This is a genomic window from Leclercia sp. LSNIH3 (assembly GCF_002935105.1).
GTDB classification, from domain to species: Bacteria; Pseudomonadota; Gammaproteobacteria; order Enterobacterales; family Enterobacteriaceae; genus Enterobacter; species Enterobacter adecarboxylatus.
The window spans coordinates 2,655,325-2,674,203 of the sequence record NZ_CP026387.1; the positions used below are offsets into that span (position 1 = coordinate 2,655,325).

The following is an 18,879-nucleotide window of genomic DNA, read 5'->3' on the forward strand; positions in this document are numbered from 1 at the left end:
CCTATGTACCAGGTTGTCGCGTCTGATTTAGATGGCACGCTGCTCTCTCCCGACCACACCTTATCGCCTTACGCGAAAGAGACCTTAAAACTCCTGACTGCCCGTGGCGTGAACTTTGTCTTCGCCACCGGTCGCCACCACGTTGATGTGGGGCAGATCCGCGATAATCTGGAGATCAAATCCTATATGATCACCTCCAACGGTGCCCGCGTGCACGATCTGGACGGGAATCTGATCTTTACCCATAACCTCGATCGCGATATCGCCACCGATCTGTTCGGTATCATGCATAACAACCCCGATATCATCACCAACGTCTATCGCGACGATGAATGGTTTATGAACCGCCACCGCCCGGACGAGATGCGGTTCTTCAAAGAGGCGGTCTTCAACTACTCGCTGTACGAACCCGGCCTGCTGGAGCCAGAAGGCATCAGCAAAGTGTTCTTCACCACCGAAACTCACGAAGCGCTGTTGCCGCTGGAGCAGGCGATCAATGCCCGCTGGGGCGATCGGGTTAACGTCAGCTTCTCCACGCTTACCTGTCTGGAAGTGATGGCGGGTGGCGTCTCTAAAGGTCATGCTCTGGAAGCGGTAGCTAAACGTCTGGGCTTTAACCTGCAGGATTGCATCGCCTTTGGCGACGGTATGAACGACGCCGAAATGCTCTCCATGGCGGGTAAAGGCTGCATCATGGAAAACGCCCATCAGCGTCTGAAAGACCTGCACCCGGAGCTGGAAGTGATCGGTACCAACGGCGACAACGCAGTGCCAAAATACCTGCGTAAGTTGTTCCTTGAATAATCTTCATTTGGTTGTTTAGCGTTCAGTTGTCAACCAAAGAGTTCGCTACAATGCCTGTCCATCTTTTAAAGAGACAAGCATTGTGGCGCTACTCATCATCACCACTATCCTGTGGGCCTTCTCCTTTAGCCTGATCGGCGAATACCTTGCCGGACACGTCGATAGCTACTTCTCGGTGCTGATGCGCGTCGGGCTGGCGGCGCTGGTGTTCCTGCCGTTCCTGCGTACACGTGGGCAAACGCTGAAAACCATTCTGCTGTATATGCTGGTAGGCGCGATGCAGCTTGGCATTATGTACCTGTTCAGCTTTCGGGCGTACGTCTACCTGTCGGTATCGGAATTCCTGCTGTTTACCGTGCTGACACCGCTCTATATCACCCTGATTTACGATCTGCTGAGCAAGCGCCGTTTGCGCTGGGGCTACCTGCTGAGCGCGGCACTGGCGGTGGTGGGGGCCGCGATTATTCGCTACGACAAAGTGAGCGATCACTTTTGGACCGGGCTGATGTTCGTCCAGCTTGCCAACATCAGCTTCGCGATCGGCATGGTGGGCTATAAACGCCTGATGGAAACCCGGCCGATGCCGCAGCATAACGCCTTTGCCTGGTTCTACATGGGGGCGGCTATCGTGGCGGTTGCGGCATGGTTCATGCTGGGGAATCCGCAGAAGTTGCCGACGACCACGCTGCAGTGGAGCGTGCTGATCTGGCTGGGGGTTGTGGCATCCGGGCTGGGTTACTTTATGTGGAACTACGGCGCCACGCAGGTGGACGCCGGGACGCTGGGGATCATGAACAACGTGCATGTCCCGGCAGGCCTGCTGGTGAACCTCGCCATCTGGCAGGAACAACCGCACTGGCCAAGCTTCATTATTGGGGGAACGGTGATCCTGGCTTCACTGTGGGTGCATCGCCGTTGGGTCGCTCCGCGCTCCGCACAAACGGCAGATGATCGCAGGCGTGATTCCGCGCTGAGCGAATAAAGGCCTCGGTAACCGGTTGACGCTGCTCGCCATCGCGTACCGCGGAGTACAACCGGCTCCACAATCCCTCGCCCAGGGTTTTGGTCACCACCAGACCCTGGCGTTCAAAACTCTCCACTACCCAGTGCGGCAGCGCCGCGATACCCATTCTGGCCGCCACCATCTGAATCAGCAGCAGGGTGTTATCCACGCTTTTCAGCTGCGGGCTAATGCCTGCGGGCTGCAGGAAGTGACGCCAGATATCCAGACGACTGCGCTGCACCGGGTAGATCAGCAGCGTTTCCGTGGCCAGATCTTCCGGCGTGATGCGTGTTTTCGCGGCCAGCGGATGATCCGGGGCCAGCACCAGACGCACCTCAAAATCAAACATTGGCGAATAGTGCAGGCCGCTGCGCGGCAGAATGTCCGAGGTCATCACCAGATCCAGCTCGCCCTGAACAAGGGACGGCTGCGGGTCAAAAGTCACGCCGGATTTAAAGTCCATTTCCACCTGCGGCCACTTCTGGCGGAAGTTCTCAAGCGCGGGGGTCAGCCACTGAATACAGCTGTGACACTCAATGGCAATGCGCAGTTTAGTCTGTTGCGGCTCATGGCAAGCCTGTAGCGCGCTGGCGATTTGCGGTAACACCTGATTAGCCAGCTGCAGCAGGATCTCCCCCTGGGGGGTGAAGCGTAGCGGCTGACTTTTACGCACAAACAGACGGAAGCCAAGGCGTTGTTCCAGATCGCTGAACTGGTGAGAAAGAGCGGATTGTGTCTGGTGCAGCGTGGCCGCCGCCGCCGCGAGGGACCCGCAGTTCCGCAACGCTTGTAGCGTTTTCAGGTGTTTTATCTCGATCATGAAAGTCCTTCACTTCGCCATGAACAATTTGCGCTTGAGGAATATACAGTAACCGCCAATTATGGATGTGTAAACATCTGGACGGCTAAAATCCTTCGTCTTTTAAATTTATGGTGCGTTGGCTGCGTTTCCTCACTCCGGTCACTGACTTATGTCAGCGCCGGGAGATGAGCAAACTTACCGCCTTCCCTGAATTGAAAATCCAAAGGATTTACAATTAATTAGAGGAAGAAAACATGACAATCATTAACCATACTCTCGGTTTCCCGCGCGTCGGCCTTCGTCGCGAACTGAAAAAAGCACAAGAAAGTTACTGGGCAGGTAACACCACCCGTGAAGAACTGCTGGCGGTAGGCCGCGAGCTGCGCGCCCGTCACTGGAACCAGCAGAAGCAGGCCGGTATTGACCTGCTGCCGGTGGGCGATTTCGCCTGGTACGACCATGTTCTGACCACCAGCCTGCTGCTTGGCAACGTGCCGGCTCGTCATCAGAACAACGATGGATCGGTAGATATCGACACCCTGTTCCGTATTGGCCGTGGCCGCGCCCCGACGGGTGAGCCAGCGGCAGCGGCGGAAATGACCAAATGGTTTAACACGAACTACCACTACATGGTGCCAGAGTTCGTCAAAGGTCAGCAGTTCAAACTGACCTGGACCCAGTTGCTGGACGAAGTGGACGAAGCCCTGGCGCTGGGCCACAAGATCAAACCCGTGCTGCTGGGGCCGGTAACGTATCTGTGGCTGGGCAAAGTGAAGGGCGAGCATTTTGACCGCCTGAGCCTGCTGAACGACATCCTGCCGGTGTATCAACAGTTCCTGGCTGAACTGGCGAAACGCGGTATTGAGTGGGTGCAGATTGACGAACCTGCACTGGTACTGGAGCTGCCGCAGGCGTGGCTGGAGGCCTTCAAACCGGCGTACGATGCGCTTGCGGGCCAGGTTAAGCTGCTGTTGACCACCTATTTCGAGGGTGTCACGCCAAACCTCGACACCATTACCGCGCTGCCAGTGCAGGGACTCCATGTGGATCTGGTTCACGGCAAAGATGAGGTGACTGAACTGCACCATCGTCTGCCGTCCGACTGGCTGCTCTCGGCAGGACTGGTGAACGGTCGTAACGTCTGGCGTGCCGATCTGACAGAAAAATATGCACAGATTAAAGGCATTGTCGGTAAACGTGATCTGTGGGTAGCTTCCTCGTGTTCATTGTTACACAGCCCAATCGACCTGAGCGTTGAAACACGGCTGGATGCAGAAGTGAAAAGCTGGTTTGCCTTCGCTCTGCAAAAATGTGAAGAGCTGGCCCTGCTGCGCGATGCATTGAATACGGGCGACACGGCGGCGATCACTGAATGGAGCGCCCCGATTCAGGCCCGTCGCCACTCGACGCGCGTGCACAATGCCGCCGTGGAAAAACGTCTGGCGGCCATCACGGCTCAGGACAGCCAACGCCAGAGTCCGTATGAGGTTCGTGCCGAAGCCCAGCGCGCGCGCTTCAACCTGCCAGCCTGGCCGACCACTACCATCGGCTCCTTCCCGCAGACTACCGAGATCCGCGGCCTGCGTCTGGACTTCAAAAAGGGCAACCTTGATGCGGGCAACTACCGCACAGGTATCGCCGAACACATTAAGCAGGCGATTGTGGAGCAGGAGCGCCTGGGGCTGGACGTGCTGGTCCATGGTGAAGCCGAGCGTAATGACATGGTGGAGTATTTCGGTGAACACCTCGACGGGTTCGTCTTTACGCAAAATGGCTGGGTGCAGAGCTACGGCTCCCGCTGCGTGAAACCGCCTGTGGTGATCGGCGATGTCAGCCGTCCTGAGGCGATCACCGTGGAATGGGCAAAATTCGCCCAATCCCTGACCGACAAGCCAGTAAAAGGTATGCTGACAGGTCCGGTGACGATTTTGTGCTGGTCCTTCCCGCGTGAAGATGTCACCCGTGAAACCATCGCCAAACAGATTGCCCTGGCGCTGCGTGACGAAGTAGCCGATCTGGAAGCCGCAGGGATCGGCATCATCCAGATCGACGAACCGGCGCTACGCGAAGGTCTGCCGCTGCGCCGCAGTGACTGGGATGCCTACCTTCAGTGGGGTGTGGAAGCTTTCCGCATCAACGCCGCGGTAGCGAAAGATGACACCCAGATCCACACTCACATGTGTTACTGCGAGTTCAACGACATCATGGACTCCATCGCTGCACTGGATGCCGACGTGATTACCATTGAGACCTCGCGTTCCGATATGGAGTTGCTGGAGTCATTTGAAGAGTTCGACTACCCGAACGAAATCGGGCCGGGGGTATACGACATTCACTCCCCGAACGTCCCGAGTGTGGAGTGGATTGAAGCCCTGTTGCAGAAAGCGGCGCAGCGTATTCCGGCAGAGCGCCTGTGGGTTAACCCGGATTGCGGCCTCAAAACCCGCGGCTGGCCGGAAACCCGGGCCGCGCTGGCAAATATGGTGAAAGCTGCGCAGAATTTGCGTCAGGCGTCATAACATCGGCAGTTTGCCCGGCGGCGCTACGCTTACCGGGCCTACAAAACCACAGAGCTGTTCAGCTGTAGGGCCGGGTAAAGCAAGATGCTACCCGGCAATGGATTGTCTTTACCGGTCCTGTGGTTACTTCTTATTGCCATACTGCGCAAACCACGCCAGCATCCGTGCCCAGCCATCTTTGGCTGATTCGGCATGATAGCTCGGACGATAGTCAGCATTAAACGCATGCCCGGCTTCCGGGTAGACCACAATCTCCGCCGTGGCGTTTGCCGCGCGCAGGGCCTGGCGCATGGTCTCCACGGTATCAAGCGGGATACCGGTATCTTCTGCCCCATAGAGTCCAAGCACCGGTGCGTTCAAATCGGTGGCGATATCGACCGGATGCTTCGGTGAATTCAACGTCTTCTCGCCCACCAGCTTGCCATACCAGGCCACGGCAGCTTTTAGCTGGGGGTTGTGCGCGGCATACAGCCAACTGATACGTCCGCCCCAGCAGAAGCCGGTCGCCAGCAGACGGTGGGCATCGCCACCATTGCGCGCCGCCCAGTTGGCAACGTGGTCAAGATCCGCCAGCACCTGTGCATCCGGTACTTTAGTGACCAGATTGCTGTACAGGGTGGGAATGTCGCTGTAATCGTTCGGGTCACCCTGACGGAAATAGAGTTCAGGCGCGATGGCCAGATAGCCTTCCAGCGCCAGGCGACGGCAGATATCGCGAATGTGCTCATGCACGCCGAAAATTTCCTGAACCACAATGACGATCGGCAATGCCCCTTGCGCATTTTTAGGCCGGGCATGATAAGCGGGCATATTATCGCCCTGGGTCGGAATGGAGGTCTCCCCGGCGGTAATGGCTTCGTCGGGCGTAGTGACAACGGTTGAGGCTTGCAAGTCTGCAGCAGGGGCAAATCCAGATTTTCCAGTCATGGCATTCTCCGTACCAATTAGCGCAAAAGTAAATATAGTCCGCAGGTTAACAATCCACAGTGCCCGAAACAGGCTATCTTTTGTGCAACAGATAACGATATAAGTCGTTAATGTGATGTTAATCACTATTTCATGGTAATTAACTGCAATCAATTTTATTCATGGTGATGTCCGTCACGAAACTGAGCCGGATCCTTCGGTAAAGTACCGTTTTGCTTCTGCTGACAAACTGACCCCCAGAGGAGTTTTCTATGTCTAAGTCTGATGTTTTTCATCTCGGCCTCACTAAAAACGATTTACAAGGGGCTACGCTCGCTATCGTCCCTGGCGATCCTGAGCGTGTGGAAAAGATCGCCGCGCTGATGGATAAGCCGGTTAAGCTGGCAGCCCATCGCGAATTTACGACCTGGCGGGCAGAGCTGGACGGCAAAGCGGTGATCGTGTGCTCTACCGGTATCGGTGGCCCGTCTACCTCTATTGCTGTTGAAGAGCTGGCACAGCTGGGCATTCGTACTTTCCTGCGTATCGGCACGACCGGTGCGATCCAGCCGCATATCAACGTTGGCGATGTCCTGGTGACCACGGCGTCCGTTCGTCTGGATGGTGCGAGCCTGCACTTTGCTCCAATGGAATTCCCGGCTGTGGCCGATTTCGAGTGCACCACCGCGCTGGTGGAAGCCGCAAAATCCGTTGGCGCGACGACTCACATTGGTGTCACCGCCTCCTCTGATACCTTCTATCCGGGCCAGGAGCGCTACGACACCTTCTCCGGTCGCGTCGTTAACCGCTTCAAAGGTTCGATGGAAGAGTGGCAGTCTATGGGCGTTATGAACTATGAAATGGAATCAGCCACGCTGCTGACCATGTGTGCAAGCCAGGGCCTGCGTGCCGGTATGGTTGCGGGTGTGATCGTTAACCGTACCCAGCAAGAGATCCCGAACGCTGAGACCATGAAGCAGACCGAAAGCCACGCGGTGAAAATCGTGGTAGAAGCGGCCCGTCGCCTGCTGTAATTTCCCCTTTTCTCTGCCAAAGGCCGACCTGTTCGGCCTTTTTCTTTGCGTAGCGCCTCGCAGAAAACCCTTTTCAAACTGGACGTTTATACAGCACAATTCTATTTTGTGCGGGTCATACCTTGATGCAGGGGGCGTCGTGGATATTTCTGTCCTTTTTTATGCCGTTATTGCGCTGGTCAGCGTCGGCGTAGGCTGGTTGCTCGCCAGCTACCAGCATGCGCAGCAAAAAGCCGAGCAGCTTGCCGAACGCGAAGAGATGGTGGCCGACTTAAGTGCGCTAAAACAACAAACGGCGCAGAGCGGGCACTGGCGCGATGAATGCGAGTTACTCAATAACGAACTGCGTAATTTGCGGGATATCAATACCTCGCTGGAAGCCGACCTGCGCGAAGTCACTACCCGTCTGGAGTCCACCCAGCTGCATGCGGAAGACAAAATCCGCCAGATGATCAACAGCGAGCAGCGCCTGAGTGAGCAGTTCGAAAATCTCGCCAACCGTATCTTTGAGCAGAGTAACCGCCGCGTCGATGAACAAAATCGTCAGAGCCTGAACGGCCTGCTAACGCCCCTGCGCGAACAGCTGGACGGCTTTCGTCGCCAGGTCCAGGACAGCTTTGGTCAGGAGGCGCGGGAGCGCCACACGCTGGCTCATGAAATCCGTAATCTCCAGCAACTGAATGCCCAGATGGCGCAGGAGGCGATCAACCTCACCCGGGCGCTGAAAGGCGACAATAAAACCCAGGGCAACTGGGGTGAAGTGGTTCTAACCCGCGTGCTGGAGGCCTCTGGTCTGCGCGAGGGCCATGAATATCAAACTCAGGTCAGCATTGAAACCGAGACCCGTGCGCGAATGCAGCCCGACGTCATTGTTCGTCTGCCGCAAGAAAAGGACGTGGTCATCGATGCCAAAATGACCCTGGTAGCCTATGAGCGGTACTTCAACGCCGAAGATGACTACACCCGCGAGTCGGCGTTGCAGGAACATATCGCCTCTGTGCGTAACCACATTCGTCTGCTGGGGCGCAAAGATTATCAGCAACTGCCTGGCCTGCGTTCGCTTGACTACGTGCTGATGTTCATCCCGGTTGAACCGGCCTTCCTGGTGGCGCTGGACCGCCAGCCGGAGCTGATCTCTGAAGCGCTGAAAAACAACATTATGCTGGTCAGCCCTACCACGTTGCTGGTGGCGCTGCGCACCATTGCTAACCTGTGGCGCTACGAGCACCAGAGCCGCAATGCCCAACAGATTGCCGATCGCGCCAGCCGCCTGTATGACAAAATGCGCCTGTTCGTCGATGATATGTCATCGGTCGGGCAGAGCCTGGATCGCGCTCAGGATAACTATCGCCAGGCGATGAAAAAACTGGCCTCCGGGCGCGGCAACCTGCTGGCCCAGGCCGAATCGTTCCGCAGCCTTGGCGTAGAGGTAAAACGCGAGATTAATCCTGAAATGGTCGAACAGGCCACGTCTCAGGATGAAGAGTACCGGCTGCGCAGTGATAGTCCCGTTTAAAATATAAACAATACCTTAGCAGGCAAACAGGCGTCGGCAGCCCCCTGGAACGTTATTCCTGGGGTGGTTGAAACGTAGGGCAAATGCGCCCAATCTGTTACACTTCTCAAACATTTGACTGATAAGCAGGCTCTAAGATGGTTGAAGATTCACAAGACACAACGCACTTTGGCTTTCAGACTGTCGCTAAAGCGCAGAAAGCTGACATGGTGGCCCACGTTTTCCATTCCGTGGCGGCGAAGTACGATGTAATGAATGACCTGATGTCATTCGGCATTCATCGCTTGTGGAAGCGCTTCACTATTGATTGTAGCGGCGTGCGTCGTGGGCAAACCGTGCTGGATCTGGCTGGCGGCACCGGCGACCTGACAGCGAAATTCTCGCGTCTGGTGGGCGAAACGGGCCGTGTTGTGCTGGCTGATATCAACGACTCCATGTTGAAAATGGGCCGTGAGAAACTGCGCAATATTGGCGTGGTCGGCAACGTTGAATATGTCCAGGCGAACGCTGAAGCGCTGCCTTTCCCGGATAACACCTTTGACTGCATCACTATCTCTTTCGGTCTGCGTAACGTCACCGATAAAGAGAAGGCGCTGCGTTCCATGTACCGCGTGCTGAAACCGGGTGGACGCCTGCTGGTGCTGGAATTCTCAAAACCAATTATTGAGCCGCTGAGCAAAGCGTACGACGCCTATTCGTTCCACATCCTGCCACGTATTGGCGAAATGGTGGCCAACGATGCAGACAGCTATCGTTACCTGGCTGAATCCATCCGTATGCACCCAAATCAGGACACCTTAAAAGCCATGATGCAGGATGCAGGCTTTGACAATGTTGACTACTTCAACATGACGGCAGGCGTTGTCGCGCTACATCGCGGTTATAAGTTCTGAGTGGAGGTGGCGAATGCCGTTTAAACCCTTGATCACAGCCGGTGTGGAAAACGTACTGAATACGTTTCTTTATCGGTCTCCTGCGCTGAAAACGGCGCGTCAGCGTCTGAACGGCAAAGTGCTGCGGGTGGTATTAAAAGAGTTTTCGACCCCGCTGGTGCTGGTATTCAGCGAGCGTCAGCTCGACGTGCTCGGCGAGTGGGAAGGCGAGGCCGATTGCTCCGTCATTACCCACATGAGCACGTTACCCAAACTGCGCGATCGCCAGCAGCTTACCGCCCTGATCCGTAGCGGCGAGCTGGAGGTTCAGGGCGATCTCCAGGTGGTGCAAAACTTTGTCTCCCTGGCTGACCTGGCCGAGTTTGACCCGGCAGAATTGCTGGCTCCCTGGACAGGCGATATTGCCGCTGAAGGGATCAGTAAAGTACTGCGCGGCGGTGCCTCGTTGCTGAAAAAGGGTTTTCAGCGCCAGCAGCGCTACGCCGGAGAAGTGCTTACCGAGGAGTGGCGCATGGCGCCAGGCCCGCTGGAAGCAGCATGGTTCGCAGAAGAGACCGCAGCCGTTGAGCGTTCGGTCGATGCACTGACAAAACGGCTTGAAAAACTGGAGGGCAAATGACGCCTGGTGAAATTCGGCGCCTCTACTTTATCATCCGCACCTTTTTGAGCTACGGTCTGGACGAACTTATCCCCAGAATGCGTATCACAATGCCGCTGCGTATCTGGCGACGAACGCTATTCTGGATGCCTAATCGCCATCAGGACAAACTGCTTGGTGAAAGACTGCGGTTGGCTCTTCAGGAGCTGGGACCGGTCTGGATCAAGTTCGGCCAGATGCTCTCCACCCGCCGTGACCTGTTCCCGCCAATGATTGCCGATCAGCTGGCGCTGCTGCAGGATAAAGTCGCCCCGTTCGAAGGCAAGCTGGCGAAACAGCAGATCGAAAAGGCGATGGGCGATCTCCCGGTTGAGACCTGGTTTGATGATTTTGACATCAAGCCGCTGGCTTCGGCCTCTATTGCTCAGGTTCATACCGCAAAGCTGAAAGAGAATGGCAAAGAGGTGGTCATTAAGGTGATCCGCCCGGATATTCTGCCAATCATCAAAGCCGACATGAAACTCATCTATCGCCTGGCCCGCTGGGTGCCGCGTCTGCTGCCTGACGGCCGCCGTCTGCGCCCGCTGGAAGTGGTACGCGAATATGAAAAAACGCTGATTGATGAGCTGAACCTGCTGCGTGAATCGGCGAACGCCATTCAGCTGCGCCGCAACTTTGAAAACAGCCCGATGCTGTATGTGCCGGAAGTCTATTCCGACTATTGCAGCCAGGACATGATGGTGATGGAGCGCATCTACGGGATCCCGGTCTCGGACGTTGCGACCCTGGAAAAGCAGGGCACCAACATGAAGCTGCTGGCCGAACGTGGCGTGCAGGTCTTCTTTACCCAGGTGTTCCGCGACAGCTTCTTTCACGCTGACATGCACCCGGGCAATATCTTCGTCAGCTACGAGCACCCCGAAGATCCGCAGTACATCGGCATCGACTGCGGTATTGTCGGCTCGCTGAATAAAGAAGATAAACGCTACCTGGCCGAGAACTTTATCGCCTTCTTTAACCGGGACTATCGCAAAGTCGCCGAGTTGCACGTTGATTCCGGCTGGGTTCCGCTGGATACCAATGTTGAAGAGTTTGAGTTCGCCATTCGTACGGTCTGTGAACCCATCTTTGAGAAGCCGCTGGCAGAGATCTCGTTCGGTCATGTGCTGTTGAACCTGTTCAATACCGCACGCCGCTTCAATATGGAAGTGCAACCGCAGTTAGTTTTACTTCAGAAAACATTACTTTACGTTGAAGGGGTGGGGCGGCAGCTCTATCCTCAGTTAGACTTATGGAAAACGGCAAAACCTTTCCTGGAGTCGTGGATCAAAGATCAGGTTGGTCTTCCCGCGCTGGTGCGCTCCCTGAAAGAGAAAGCACCCTTCTGGATTGAAAAAATGCCCGAAATTCCTGAACTGGTGTATGACAGTTTGCGTCAGAGCAAAAACTTGCAGCACAGCGTGGATAAAATTGCCCGCGAGTTGCAAACCAACCATGTGCGTCAGGGGCAGTCCCGGTATCTGTTTGGCATTGGGGCGACACTGTTGTTAAGTGGCACGCTGCTGCTGATCAATCGTCCTGAGTGGGAACTTATGCCCGCCTGGTTGATGGCGGGTGGCGTGGTTGTCTGGTTAGCCGGATGGCGTAAAACGCGCTGAATTGCGTCGCTATAGCAGGGCCGCATAACGTATAATGCGGCCTGATTAATTAATCGTCTACAACTGGGGAAGATGTATGGGTGGTATCAGTATTTGGCAATTGTTGATCATTGCCGTCATCGTCGTGCTGCTGTTCGGTACCAAAAAACTTGGTTCTATCGGTTCCGATCTCGGTGCATCCATCAAAGGCTTCAAGAAAGCGATCAAAGATGATGACGAGAAGCAGGATAAATCCAGCCAGGATGCGGATTTCACTGCTAAATCTATCGCTGATAAACAAGACGATGCTAAAAAGGAAAATGCTAAACGCCACGATAACGAGCAGGTGTAATTCGTGTTCGATATAGGTTTTAGTGAACTGCTGCTGGTCTTCGTGATTGGCCTCATTGTTCTGGGGCCACAACGTCTGCCTGTGGCAGTAAAAACGGTTGCAGGCTGGGTACGTGCGCTACGATCGTTGGCGACAACGGTGCAAAATGAGCTGGCCCAGGAGCTTAAGCTGCAGGAGTTTCAGGACAGCCTGAAAAAAGTTGAAAAGGCGAGCATGGATAACCTGTCGCCGGAACTGAAAGCCTCGATGGACGAACTGCGCGAAGCGGCGGAATCCATGAAGCGCTCCTACAGTGTCAACGATCCGGAAAAAGCGAGCGACGAAGCCAATACCATTCGCAACCCGCTGGTCAAAGATAACGAAGCGCAACATGAAGGCGTGACGCCTGCCACTGCTGAGCACCAGGCTGCTGCGCCCGAACAGTCGCCAGCCGAGCCGGTGATCCCCAAACAAGAACCGACGCCAGCGCCCGCAGAGAAAAAGCCTGCACCCGTTGCTGACGCGTCCCCCTCGTCGAGTGATAAATCGTAAACATGGCAGTAGATGAAACTCAACCGCTGATTACGCACCTGATCGAGCTGCGTAAACGCCTGCTGAACTGCATTATTGCGGTTTGCCTCATTTTTTTATGCCTGGTCTATTTTGCCAACGACATCTATCAGCTGGTCTCTGCACCCCTGATCAAGCAGATGCCGCTCGGGGCAACCATGATCGCCACCGACGTGGCTTCGCCCTTCTTCACGCCGATCAAGCTCACTTTCTGGGTGTCGCTGATTGCTTCTGCGCCAGTGATCCTCTACCAGGTCTGGGCCTTTATTGCCCCTGCGCTGTATAAGCATGAACGCCGTCTGGTGATCCCGCTGCTGGTCTCCAGTTCGCTGCTGTTTTATATCGGCATGGCCTTTGCCTATTTCGTGGTCTTTCCGCTGGCGTTTGGCTTCCTGGCAAATACCGCGCCGGTAGGAGTCCAGGTCTCGACTGATATTGCCAGTTATCTGAGCTTCGTGATGGCGCTGTTTATGGCCTTCGGCGTGGCCTTTGAGGTGCCGGTTGCCATTGTGTTGCTCTGCTGGATGGGGATCACTACTCCGGACGACTTACGGAAAAAACGGCCCTATATTCTGGTGGGCGCGTTTGTCGTAGGCATGCTATTAACACCGCCGGATGTCTTCTCGCAAACTCTGCTGGCGATCCCGATGTATTGCCTGTTTGAAGTTGGCATCTTCTTCTCGCGCTTCTATACCGGCAAGCGACGTGAAGATCACGACGAAGAGTCCGAAGAGACAAAAGAGTAACATCAACCGCCCGCCAGGGCGGTTGTCATATGGGAGCCTGTATGTTTGATATCGGTCTGAACCTGACCAGCCCGCAGTTTGCCCAGGATCGTGACGAGGTGGTGGCCAGGGCTGTCGCCGCCGGGGTAAACGGATTGCTGCTGACGGGTACCAACCTGCACGAAAGCGAGCAGGCGCAGCAGCTGGCGCAGCGCTACGACCGCTGCTGGTCAACGGCGGGCGTCCATCCGCACGACAGCAGCCAGTGGACGGCGGAAAGTGCCGACGCACTCCGGGCCTTAGCCGCATGTCCTGAGGTGGTGGCTATCGGGGAATGTGGTCTCGACTTTAACCGCAACTTTTCTACCCCTGCCGAGCAGGAACATGCCTTTAGCGCCCAGTTGGCGTTAGCCGCGGAGCTGAACATGCCGGTGTTTATGCACTGCCGTGATGCCCACGAGCGTTTTCTGGCGTTGCTGGAACCCTGGCTGGATAAACTGCCTGGGGCAGTGCTGCACTGTTTTACCGGCACGCGGGAGGAGGCGATAGCCTGTCTGGAGCGCGGTTTGTATCTGGGGATCACTGGCTGGGTGTGCGATGAACGACGGGGACTGGAACTGCGCGAGTTACTGCCGGTGATACCTGCCGATCGCCTGTTAGTGGAGACCGACGCGCCGTACCTGCTGCCACGCGATCTCCGTCCAAAACCGGCCTCACGACGCAATGAACCGGCTTATCTGGGACATATCATTGAACGGGTCGCCCACTGGCGTGACGAAGAGGCGCAGTGGCTGGCTACGCAGACGGATGACAACGTACGTCGTCTGTTTGGCGTCGAATTTTAAACTTTGCGGAAGCTGGTATTTTTGATGCTCTGCTTCACTTCTTTATTCAGTAAGTTCAGCAGCAGCATGGAGCGGGCTTCACCGTCCGGCTCAGCGAAAATCGCTACCAGCCCTTCAAACGCCCCTTCGGTGATCACTACATCGTCGCCGGAGAAGGGAGTATCGGGATCGGTAATGTCTTCAGGTTGTTTGTAGACCGAGAGCTGGTGGATCACAGAAGCGGGCACCGTCGCCGGGTGCGCGCCAAAGCGCACAAAGTGGCTGACACCGCGCGTCGCACTGATGGTGGTGGTGTGGATCACTTCGGGGTCGAATTCAACAAACAGGTAGTTCGGGAACAGCGGTTCACTGACGGTGGTGCGTTTACCACGGACAATTTTTTCCAGCGTGATCACAGGCGTCAGACAGTTCACTGCCTGGCGTTCCAGATGTTCCTGAGCACGCTGAAGTTGCCCACGCTTGCAATACAGTAAATACCAGGCCTGCATAATGACTCTTTTCCACTTGCTATACCGGCAAGCATATCAAAACCCTGGCGGGATCGCTAAGGTGATTATAATGGCCGTACGCAGAAGAAGCCTTGAATCTTCACGCTTATTTAACAAAACTACAGCATCAGGCAGTCTTACGCCGTATAATAAAATGCTTACAGAGAGAGCTTGACTAACTGCATGAAATACAACGATCTACGCGACTTCCTGGAACTGCTGGAAAAGCAGGGCGAACTGAAACGCATCACCCTTCCTGTCGATCCTTACCTGGAAATGACAGAAATTGCCGACCGCACGCTCCGCGCGGGTGGGCCAGCGCTTCTGTTTGAAAACCCGAAAGGCTATACCATGCCGGTGCTCTGCAACCTGTTTGGCACACCAAAACGTGTGGCGATGGGGATGGGGCAGGAGGATGTCAGCGCGTTGCGTGAAGTGGGCAAGCTGCTGGCCTTTTTAAAAGAGCCTGAGCCGCCAAAAGGATTTCGCGATCTCTTTGATAAGCTGCCGCAGTTTAAGCAAGTCCTGAACATGCCGACCAAACGCCTGCGCGGCGCGCCCTGCCAGCAGAAGATTGTGGAAGGCGATGCGGTCGATCTGACGCGTATCCCAATCATGCAGTGCTGGCCCGAAGATGCCGCCCCGCTCATTACCTGGGGCCTGACCGTGACGCGCGGTCCGCATAAAGAGCGGCAGAACCTCGGCATCTACCGTCAGCAGTTGATTGGTAAGAATAAATTGATTATGCGCTGGCTGTCGCATCGCGGCGGCGCGCTTGATTTCCAGGAGTGGTGCGCGGCCCATCCGGGCGAACGCTTCCCGGTCGCCGTGGCGCTGGGCGCCGACCCGGCCACCATTCTCGGTGCTGTTACGCCAGTGCCAGACACCCTGTCGGAATACGCCTTTGCCGGGCTGCTACGCGGCACCAAAACCGAAGTGGTGAAGTGCGTATCTAACGATCTGGAAGTGCCCGCCAGCGCGGAAATCGTGCTCGAAGGCTACATCGAAGCGGGTGAAATGGCGCCGGAAGGGCCGTATGGCGACCACACCGGTTATTACAACGAAATTGACAGCTTCCCGGTGTTTACCGTGACGCACATTACCCAGCGTGAAGATGCCATTTACCACTCCACCTATACGGGGCGTCCACCGGATGAACCCGCGGTACTGGGCGTGGCGCTGAACGAAGTTTTTGTGCCGATCCTGCAAAAGCAGTTCCCGGAAATTGTTGATTTCTATCTGCCGCCGGAAGGGTGCTCCTATCGCCTGGCGGTGGTAACCATTAAGAAGCAGTATGCCGGTCACGCTAAACGGGTGATGATGGGCGTATGGTCTTTCTTGCGTCAGTTTATGTATACCAAGTTTGTGATCGTTTGCGATGATGACGTTAACGCCCGCGACTGGAATGACGTGATCTGGGCCATTACCACCCGTATGGATCCGGCACGCGATACCGTGTTAGTTGAAAACACGCCCATTGATTATCTGGATTTTGCCTCGCCGGTTTCCGGGCTTGGCTCAAAAATGGGACTGGATGCCACCAATAAATGGCCCGGCGAAACCCAACGTGAATGGGGTCGTCCGATCAAAAAGGATCCTGAGGTGACTGCGAGAGTTGACGCGATCTGGGATGAACTGGCCATAATGAATAACGGTAAAGACGCCTGACGGCGCCGTTATGCCCTATAGACTTGCCGACAGAGAGAGCGAATGACAACCTTAAGCTGTAAAGTGACTTCGGTAGACGCTATCACCGACACCGTATATCGCGTCCGTTTAGTACCTGAATCGGCGTTCTCCTTCCGCGCTGGCCAGTATTTAATGGTGGTGATGGATGAGCGGGATAAGCGTCCTTTCTCAATGGCCTCAACGCCGGACGAGCAAGAGTTTATCGAGCTGCACATTGGGGCGTCAGAGCTGAATCTGTATGCGATGGCGGTAATGGATCGCATTCTGAAAGAGAACGTGATTGAGATTGATATTCCTCATGGCGAAGCCTGGCTACGCGATGACGAAGATCGTCCGTTAATCCTGATTGCAGGCGGCACCGGTTTTTCCTACGTGCGTTCCATTCTGCTGACGGCGCTGGCGCGTAACCCGGACCGGGACATCACCATTTACTGGGGTGGCCGTGAGGCGAAGCACCTTTACGATCTCTCTGAGCTGGAAGCGCTGAGCGTTACTCATCCGAACCTTCGTGTTGAGCCGGTGGTTGAGCAGCCGGAAGAGGGCTGGCGTGGTCGCAGCGGCACTGTGTTAACGGCGGTACTGCAGGATCACGGTACGCTGGTGAATCATGACATCTATATTGCCGGTCGTTTCGAAATGGCAAAAATTGCCCGGGACCTGTTCTGCAATGAACGTGGGGCGCGTGAAGATCGTCTGTTTGGCGACGCGTTTGCGTTTATCTGACGCGCCGCCGCACGGCTTATTGCTCTTCGGTGTTAAAGAAGGTTTTGTAGAGAATTTTATCCCCGTCGAGCAGGCACAGGATCTGCCCGACAACCCGATCGCGGCGCTGGACGGTGGCTTTTAGCTCTGAGGCAATGTGCTGACTGCCGATATCTTCATCGTAGCGGTCAAGCGTAACGGTATCGTCCTTCACATGCACATCTTCCAGTAATACCGACACTTCCGGGTTCGCTTTGTACAGGGCCCGGATTTCGCTCAGGCATTGATTCGCCGTCAGACGATCGTCAGCGACAGGCTGTTGGGCAGAGGCGTGGGATAACGCGTGTGATACGCAGAAAAGCAGGGCCAGGCCGAGCGCAGGTACGCTTTTTTTCATCATCATCTTCCTTAAATGGTAAGGCATTCGTCATTGAATGCGCGGCTCCAGAATACATCAATAAGAATAAAAAAAACCCGCTCCTGACAGGCGGGAAAACGGCAACTAAACCTTTTTCTCTTCGCCAATGACGCCATAAGTGCGTTGGCTGCGCTCGCTCACCCGAATCACTTACTTCTGTAAGCTCATCGTGATTTGTTCGCTTGCCGCCTTGTTCTGGCGCCATTGGCTGTGAGATACCTTTCCTGATTTACACCCTCTCAAATACCGTCGCGATCCCCTGACCCAGGCCGATACACATGGTCGCCAGACCAAACTGAGCGTCTTTACGTTCCATCAGGTTAATCAGCGTGGTGCTGATCCGCGCCCCGGAACAGCCCAGCGGGTGGCCCAGCGCAATGGCGCCGCCGTTGAGGTTAATCTTCTCGTCGATCTGATCCATCAGCCCCAGATCCTTAATGCACGGCAGGATCTGCGCGGCAAAGGCTTCGTTCATCTCGAAGACGTCGATATCGCTGGTGGACAGCCCGGCTTTTTTCAGCGCCAGCTTTGAGGCGGGCACCGGGCCGTAACCCATGATTGACGGATCGCAACCCACCACCGCCATTGAGCGGATGCGCGCGCGCGGCGTCAGGCCCAGCTCGCGGGCACGGCTTTCGCTCATCACCAGCATCGCCGCAGCACCATCGGACAGGGCGGAAGAGCTACCCGCCGTCACGGTGCCGGTCACCGGATCAAAGGCCGGTCTCAGCGTCGAAAGGGCTTCAACTGTCGTCTCCGGGCGGATCACTTCGTCGAAGTAGAACTGCTTCAGTACACCGTCGGCGTCGTGACCGCCGGTCGGCAGAATTTCATTTTTGAAGGCACCGGACTGCGTTGCAGCCCAGGCGCGGGCGTGTGAGCGGGCGGCAAAGCTGTCCTGCATTTCGCGGCTGATGCCGTGCAGGCGGGAAAGCATCTCTGCCGTTAGCCCCATCATGCCCGCGGCTTTCGCCACGGTGCGGCTCATGCCGGGGTGGAAATCGACGCCGTGGCTCATCGGCACGTGGCCCATGTGCTCCACGCCGCCAATCATGCAGACCTGGGCATCGCCGGTCATGATCATGCGTGCTGCGTCATGCAGGGCCTGCATCGATGAACCGCACAGGCGGTTAACGGTGACTGCCGGTACGGAATGGGGAATTTCCGCCAGCAACGCCGCGTTACGGGCGATGTTAAAACCCTGCTCCAGGGTCTGCTGAACGCAGCCCCAGTAGATGTCGTCCAGCGCGGTAGCTTCCAGCGCCGGGTTGCGCGCCAGCAGGCTACGCATTAAATGTGCGGAGAGATCTTCCGCGCGCACGTTACGAAATGCGCCGCCCTTCGAACGGCCCATCGGGGTGCGAATTGCATCGACAATGACAACCTGTTCCATTGTGAC

Annotated in this window: 19 protein-coding genes; 14 read left to right on the top strand and 5 right to left on the bottom strand. The window is 55.9% G+C overall.

The features are described 5' to 3' along the window. Positions 1 to 3 precede the first annotated feature (3 nt). Together yigL and C3F35_RS12825 are read left to right on the top strand one after the other, a co-directional pair. On the top strand, positions 4 to 804 hold the full coding sequence (gene yigL, locus C3F35_RS12820; protein WP_032615115.1) for a sugar/pyridoxal phosphate phosphatase YigL: 801 nt from the start codon (positions 4 to 6) through the stop codon (positions 802 to 804). 82 nt (positions 805 to 886) lie between these two features. Beyond that, positions 887 to 1,786, top strand: coding sequence for a carboxylate/amino acid/amine transporter (locus tag C3F35_RS12825; RefSeq protein WP_032615113.1), 900 nt, complete (start codon positions 887 to 889; stop codon positions 1,784 to 1,786). Here C3F35_RS12825 and metR read toward each other — a convergent pair. Continuing rightward, complete coding sequence (gene metR / locus C3F35_RS12830) at positions 1,674 to 2,627, bottom strand: HTH-type transcriptional regulator MetR (RefSeq protein WP_077227584.1); 954 nt, start codon at positions 2,625 to 2,627, stop codon at positions 1,674 to 1,676. The genes C3F35_RS12825 and metR overlap by 113 nt on opposite strands. A gap of 236 nt (positions 2,628 to 2,863) precedes the next feature. On the opposite strand from metR, the gene metE reads away from it, so the two are divergent. Continuing rightward, entirely contained in the window at positions 2,864 to 5,128 is a 2,265-nt protein-coding gene (metE, locus tag C3F35_RS12835; RefSeq protein ID WP_103793462.1) for a 5-methyltetrahydropteroyltriglutamate--homocysteine S-methyltransferase, read from the top strand. Positions 5,129 to 5,251: 123 nt separating this feature from the next. Here metE and C3F35_RS12840 read toward each other — a convergent pair whose 3' ends face one another. Continuing rightward, positions 5,252 to 6,055, bottom strand: coding sequence for a dienelactone hydrolase family protein (locus tag C3F35_RS12840; RefSeq protein ID WP_032615106.1), 804 nt, complete (start codon positions 6,053 to 6,055; stop codon positions 5,252 to 5,254). 251 nt (positions 6,056 to 6,306) lie between these two features. Between C3F35_RS12840 and udp the strand changes: the two genes are divergently transcribed. From udp to tatD, 9 genes are all read left to right on the top strand, one after another. Then, positions 6,307 to 7,068: a uridine phosphorylase gene (gene udp / locus C3F35_RS12845; protein ID WP_032615104.1), complete on the top strand. Its 762-nt coding sequence runs from the start codon at positions 6,307 to 6,309 to the stop codon at positions 7,066 to 7,068. A 139-nt stretch (positions 7,069 to 7,207) separates the two neighbouring features. Next, positions 7,208 to 8,584, top strand: a complete 1,377-nt coding sequence (gene rmuC, locus C3F35_RS12850; protein ID WP_051916088.1) for a DNA recombination protein RmuC — start codon at positions 7,208 to 7,210, stop codon at positions 8,582 to 8,584. A 137-nt stretch (positions 8,585 to 8,721) separates the two neighbouring features. After that, positions 8,722 to 9,477 carry a bifunctional demethylmenaquinone methyltransferase/2-methoxy-6-polyprenyl-1,4-benzoquinol methylase UbiE gene (ubiE, locus tag C3F35_RS12855; protein WP_032615102.1) on the top strand — a complete coding sequence of 252 codons (756 nt, stop codon included), beginning with the start codon at positions 8,722 to 8,724 and terminating at the stop codon, positions 9,475 to 9,477. A 13-nt stretch (positions 9,478 to 9,490) separates the two neighbouring features. Next, a complete protein-coding gene (gene ubiJ / locus C3F35_RS12860) occupies positions 9,491 to 10,096 on the top strand; it encodes a ubiquinone biosynthesis protein UbiJ (RefSeq protein WP_059306994.1) in 606 nt (201 codons plus the stop codon). After that, positions 10,093 to 11,733, top strand: a complete 1,641-nt coding sequence (ubiB, locus tag C3F35_RS12865) for a ubiquinone biosynthesis regulatory protein kinase UbiB (RefSeq protein WP_059306995.1) — start codon at positions 10,093 to 10,095, stop codon at positions 11,731 to 11,733. Before ubiJ ends, ubiB begins: the two co-directional genes overlap by 4 nt. Before the next feature lie 76 nt (positions 11,734 to 11,809). After that, positions 11,810 to 12,064 carry a Sec-independent protein translocase subunit TatA gene (gene tatA, locus C3F35_RS12870; protein ID WP_032615095.1) on the top strand — a complete coding sequence of 85 codons (255 nt, stop codon included), beginning with the start codon at positions 11,810 to 11,812 and terminating at the stop codon, positions 12,062 to 12,064. Between the two features lie 3 nt (positions 12,065 to 12,067). Then, positions 12,068 to 12,595: a Sec-independent protein translocase protein TatB gene (tatB, locus tag C3F35_RS12875; RefSeq protein WP_077227580.1), complete on the top strand. Its 528-nt coding sequence runs from the start codon at positions 12,068 to 12,070 to the stop codon at positions 12,593 to 12,595. A 2-nt stretch (positions 12,596 to 12,597) separates the two neighbouring features. Continuing rightward, positions 12,598 to 13,359, top strand: coding sequence for a Sec-independent protein translocase subunit TatC (gene tatC / locus C3F35_RS12880; RefSeq protein WP_103793463.1), 762 nt, complete (start codon positions 12,598 to 12,600; stop codon positions 13,357 to 13,359). Between the two features lie 41 nt (positions 13,360 to 13,400). Next, entirely contained in the window at positions 13,401 to 14,183 is a 783-nt protein-coding gene (tatD, locus tag C3F35_RS12885) for a 3'-5' ssDNA/RNA exonuclease TatD (protein WP_103793464.1), read from the top strand. Here tatD and rfaH read toward each other — a convergent pair. After that, entirely contained in the window at positions 14,180 to 14,671 is a 492-nt protein-coding gene (rfaH, locus tag C3F35_RS12890; protein ID WP_032615086.1) for a transcription/translation regulatory transformer protein RfaH, read from the bottom strand. The two genes, tatD and rfaH, sit on opposite strands and share 4 nt — an antisense overlap. 183 nt (positions 14,672 to 14,854) lie before the next feature. Between rfaH and ubiD the strand changes: the two genes are divergently transcribed. Together ubiD and fre are read left to right on the top strand one after the other, a co-directional pair. Then, positions 14,855 to 16,339 (top strand): 4-hydroxy-3-polyprenylbenzoate decarboxylase, encoded by a 1,485-nt coding sequence (ubiD, locus tag C3F35_RS12895; protein ID WP_072250904.1) that lies wholly within the window; start codon positions 14,855 to 14,857, stop codon positions 16,337 to 16,339. A 42-nt stretch (positions 16,340 to 16,381) separates the two neighbouring features. After that, positions 16,382 to 17,083 (top strand): NAD(P)H-flavin reductase, encoded by a 702-nt coding sequence (gene fre / locus C3F35_RS12900; protein WP_032615081.1) that lies wholly within the window; start codon positions 16,382 to 16,384, stop codon positions 17,081 to 17,083. Between the two features lie 16 nt (positions 17,084 to 17,099). Here the strand turns inward: fre and C3F35_RS12905 are convergent, their stop codons facing one another. Both C3F35_RS12905 and fadA read right to left on the bottom strand, forming a co-directional pair. Continuing rightward, positions 17,100 to 17,465 carry a hypothetical protein gene (locus C3F35_RS12905; RefSeq protein ID WP_158658945.1) on the bottom strand — a complete coding sequence of 122 codons (366 nt, stop codon included), beginning with the start codon at positions 17,463 to 17,465 and terminating at the stop codon, positions 17,100 to 17,102. Positions 17,466 to 17,709: 244 nt separating this feature from the next. Then, positions 17,710 to 18,873 (bottom strand): acetyl-CoA C-acyltransferase FadA, encoded by a 1,164-nt coding sequence (fadA, locus tag C3F35_RS12910; RefSeq protein WP_032615079.1) that lies wholly within the window; start codon positions 18,871 to 18,873, stop codon positions 17,710 to 17,712. Between the last annotated feature and the right edge of the window lie 6 nt (positions 18,874 to 18,879).

Bases quoted from the DNA above. Each gene is read 5' to 3' on its own strand.
- tatD (WP_103793464.1), top strand. From the start codon at position 13,401: ATGTTTGATATCGGTCTGAACCTGACCAGCCCGCAGTTTGCCCAGGAT.
- yigL (WP_032615115.1), top strand. From the start codon at position 4: ATGTACCAGGTTGTCGCGTCTGATTTAGATGGCACGCTGCTCTCTCCC.
- fadA (WP_032615079.1), bottom strand. From the start codon at position 18,873: ATGGAACAGGTTGTCATTGTCGATGCAATTCGCACCCCGATGGGCCGT.
- ubiJ (WP_059306994.1), top strand. From the start codon at position 9,491: ATGCCGTTTAAACCCTTGATCACAGCCGGTGTGGAAAACGTACTGAAT.
- metE (WP_103793462.1), top strand. From the start codon at position 2,864: ATGACAATCATTAACCATACTCTCGGTTTCCCGCGCGTCGGCCTTCGT.
- C3F35_RS12840 (WP_032615106.1), bottom strand. From the start codon at position 6,055: ATGACTGGAAAATCTGGATTTGCCCCTGCTGCAGACTTGCAAGCCTCA.
- ubiE (WP_032615102.1), top strand. From the start codon at position 8,722: ATGGTTGAAGATTCACAAGACACAACGCACTTTGGCTTTCAGACTGTC.
- C3F35_RS12905 (WP_158658945.1), bottom strand. From the start codon at position 17,465: ATGATGATGAAAAAAAGCGTACCTGCGCTCGGCCTGGCCCTGCTTTTC.
- tatC (WP_103793463.1), top strand. From the start codon at position 12,598: ATGGCAGTAGATGAAACTCAACCGCTGATTACGCACCTGATCGAGCTG.
- udp (WP_032615104.1), top strand. From the start codon at position 6,307: ATGTCTAAGTCTGATGTTTTTCATCTCGGCCTCACTAAAAACGATTTA.
- rfaH (WP_032615086.1), bottom strand. From the start codon at position 14,671: ATGCAGGCCTGGTATTTACTGTATTGCAAGCGTGGGCAACTTCAGCGT.
- ubiB (WP_059306995.1), top strand. From the start codon at position 10,093: ATGACGCCTGGTGAAATTCGGCGCCTCTACTTTATCATCCGCACCTTT.
- ubiD (WP_072250904.1), top strand. From the start codon at position 14,855: ATGAAATACAACGATCTACGCGACTTCCTGGAACTGCTGGAAAAGCAG.
- fre (WP_032615081.1), top strand. From the start codon at position 16,382: ATGACAACCTTAAGCTGTAAAGTGACTTCGGTAGACGCTATCACCGAC.
- tatA (WP_032615095.1), top strand. From the start codon at position 11,810: ATGGGTGGTATCAGTATTTGGCAATTGTTGATCATTGCCGTCATCGTC.
- metR (WP_077227584.1), bottom strand. From the start codon at position 2,627: ATGATCGAGATAAAACACCTGAAAACGCTACAAGCGTTGCGGAACTGC.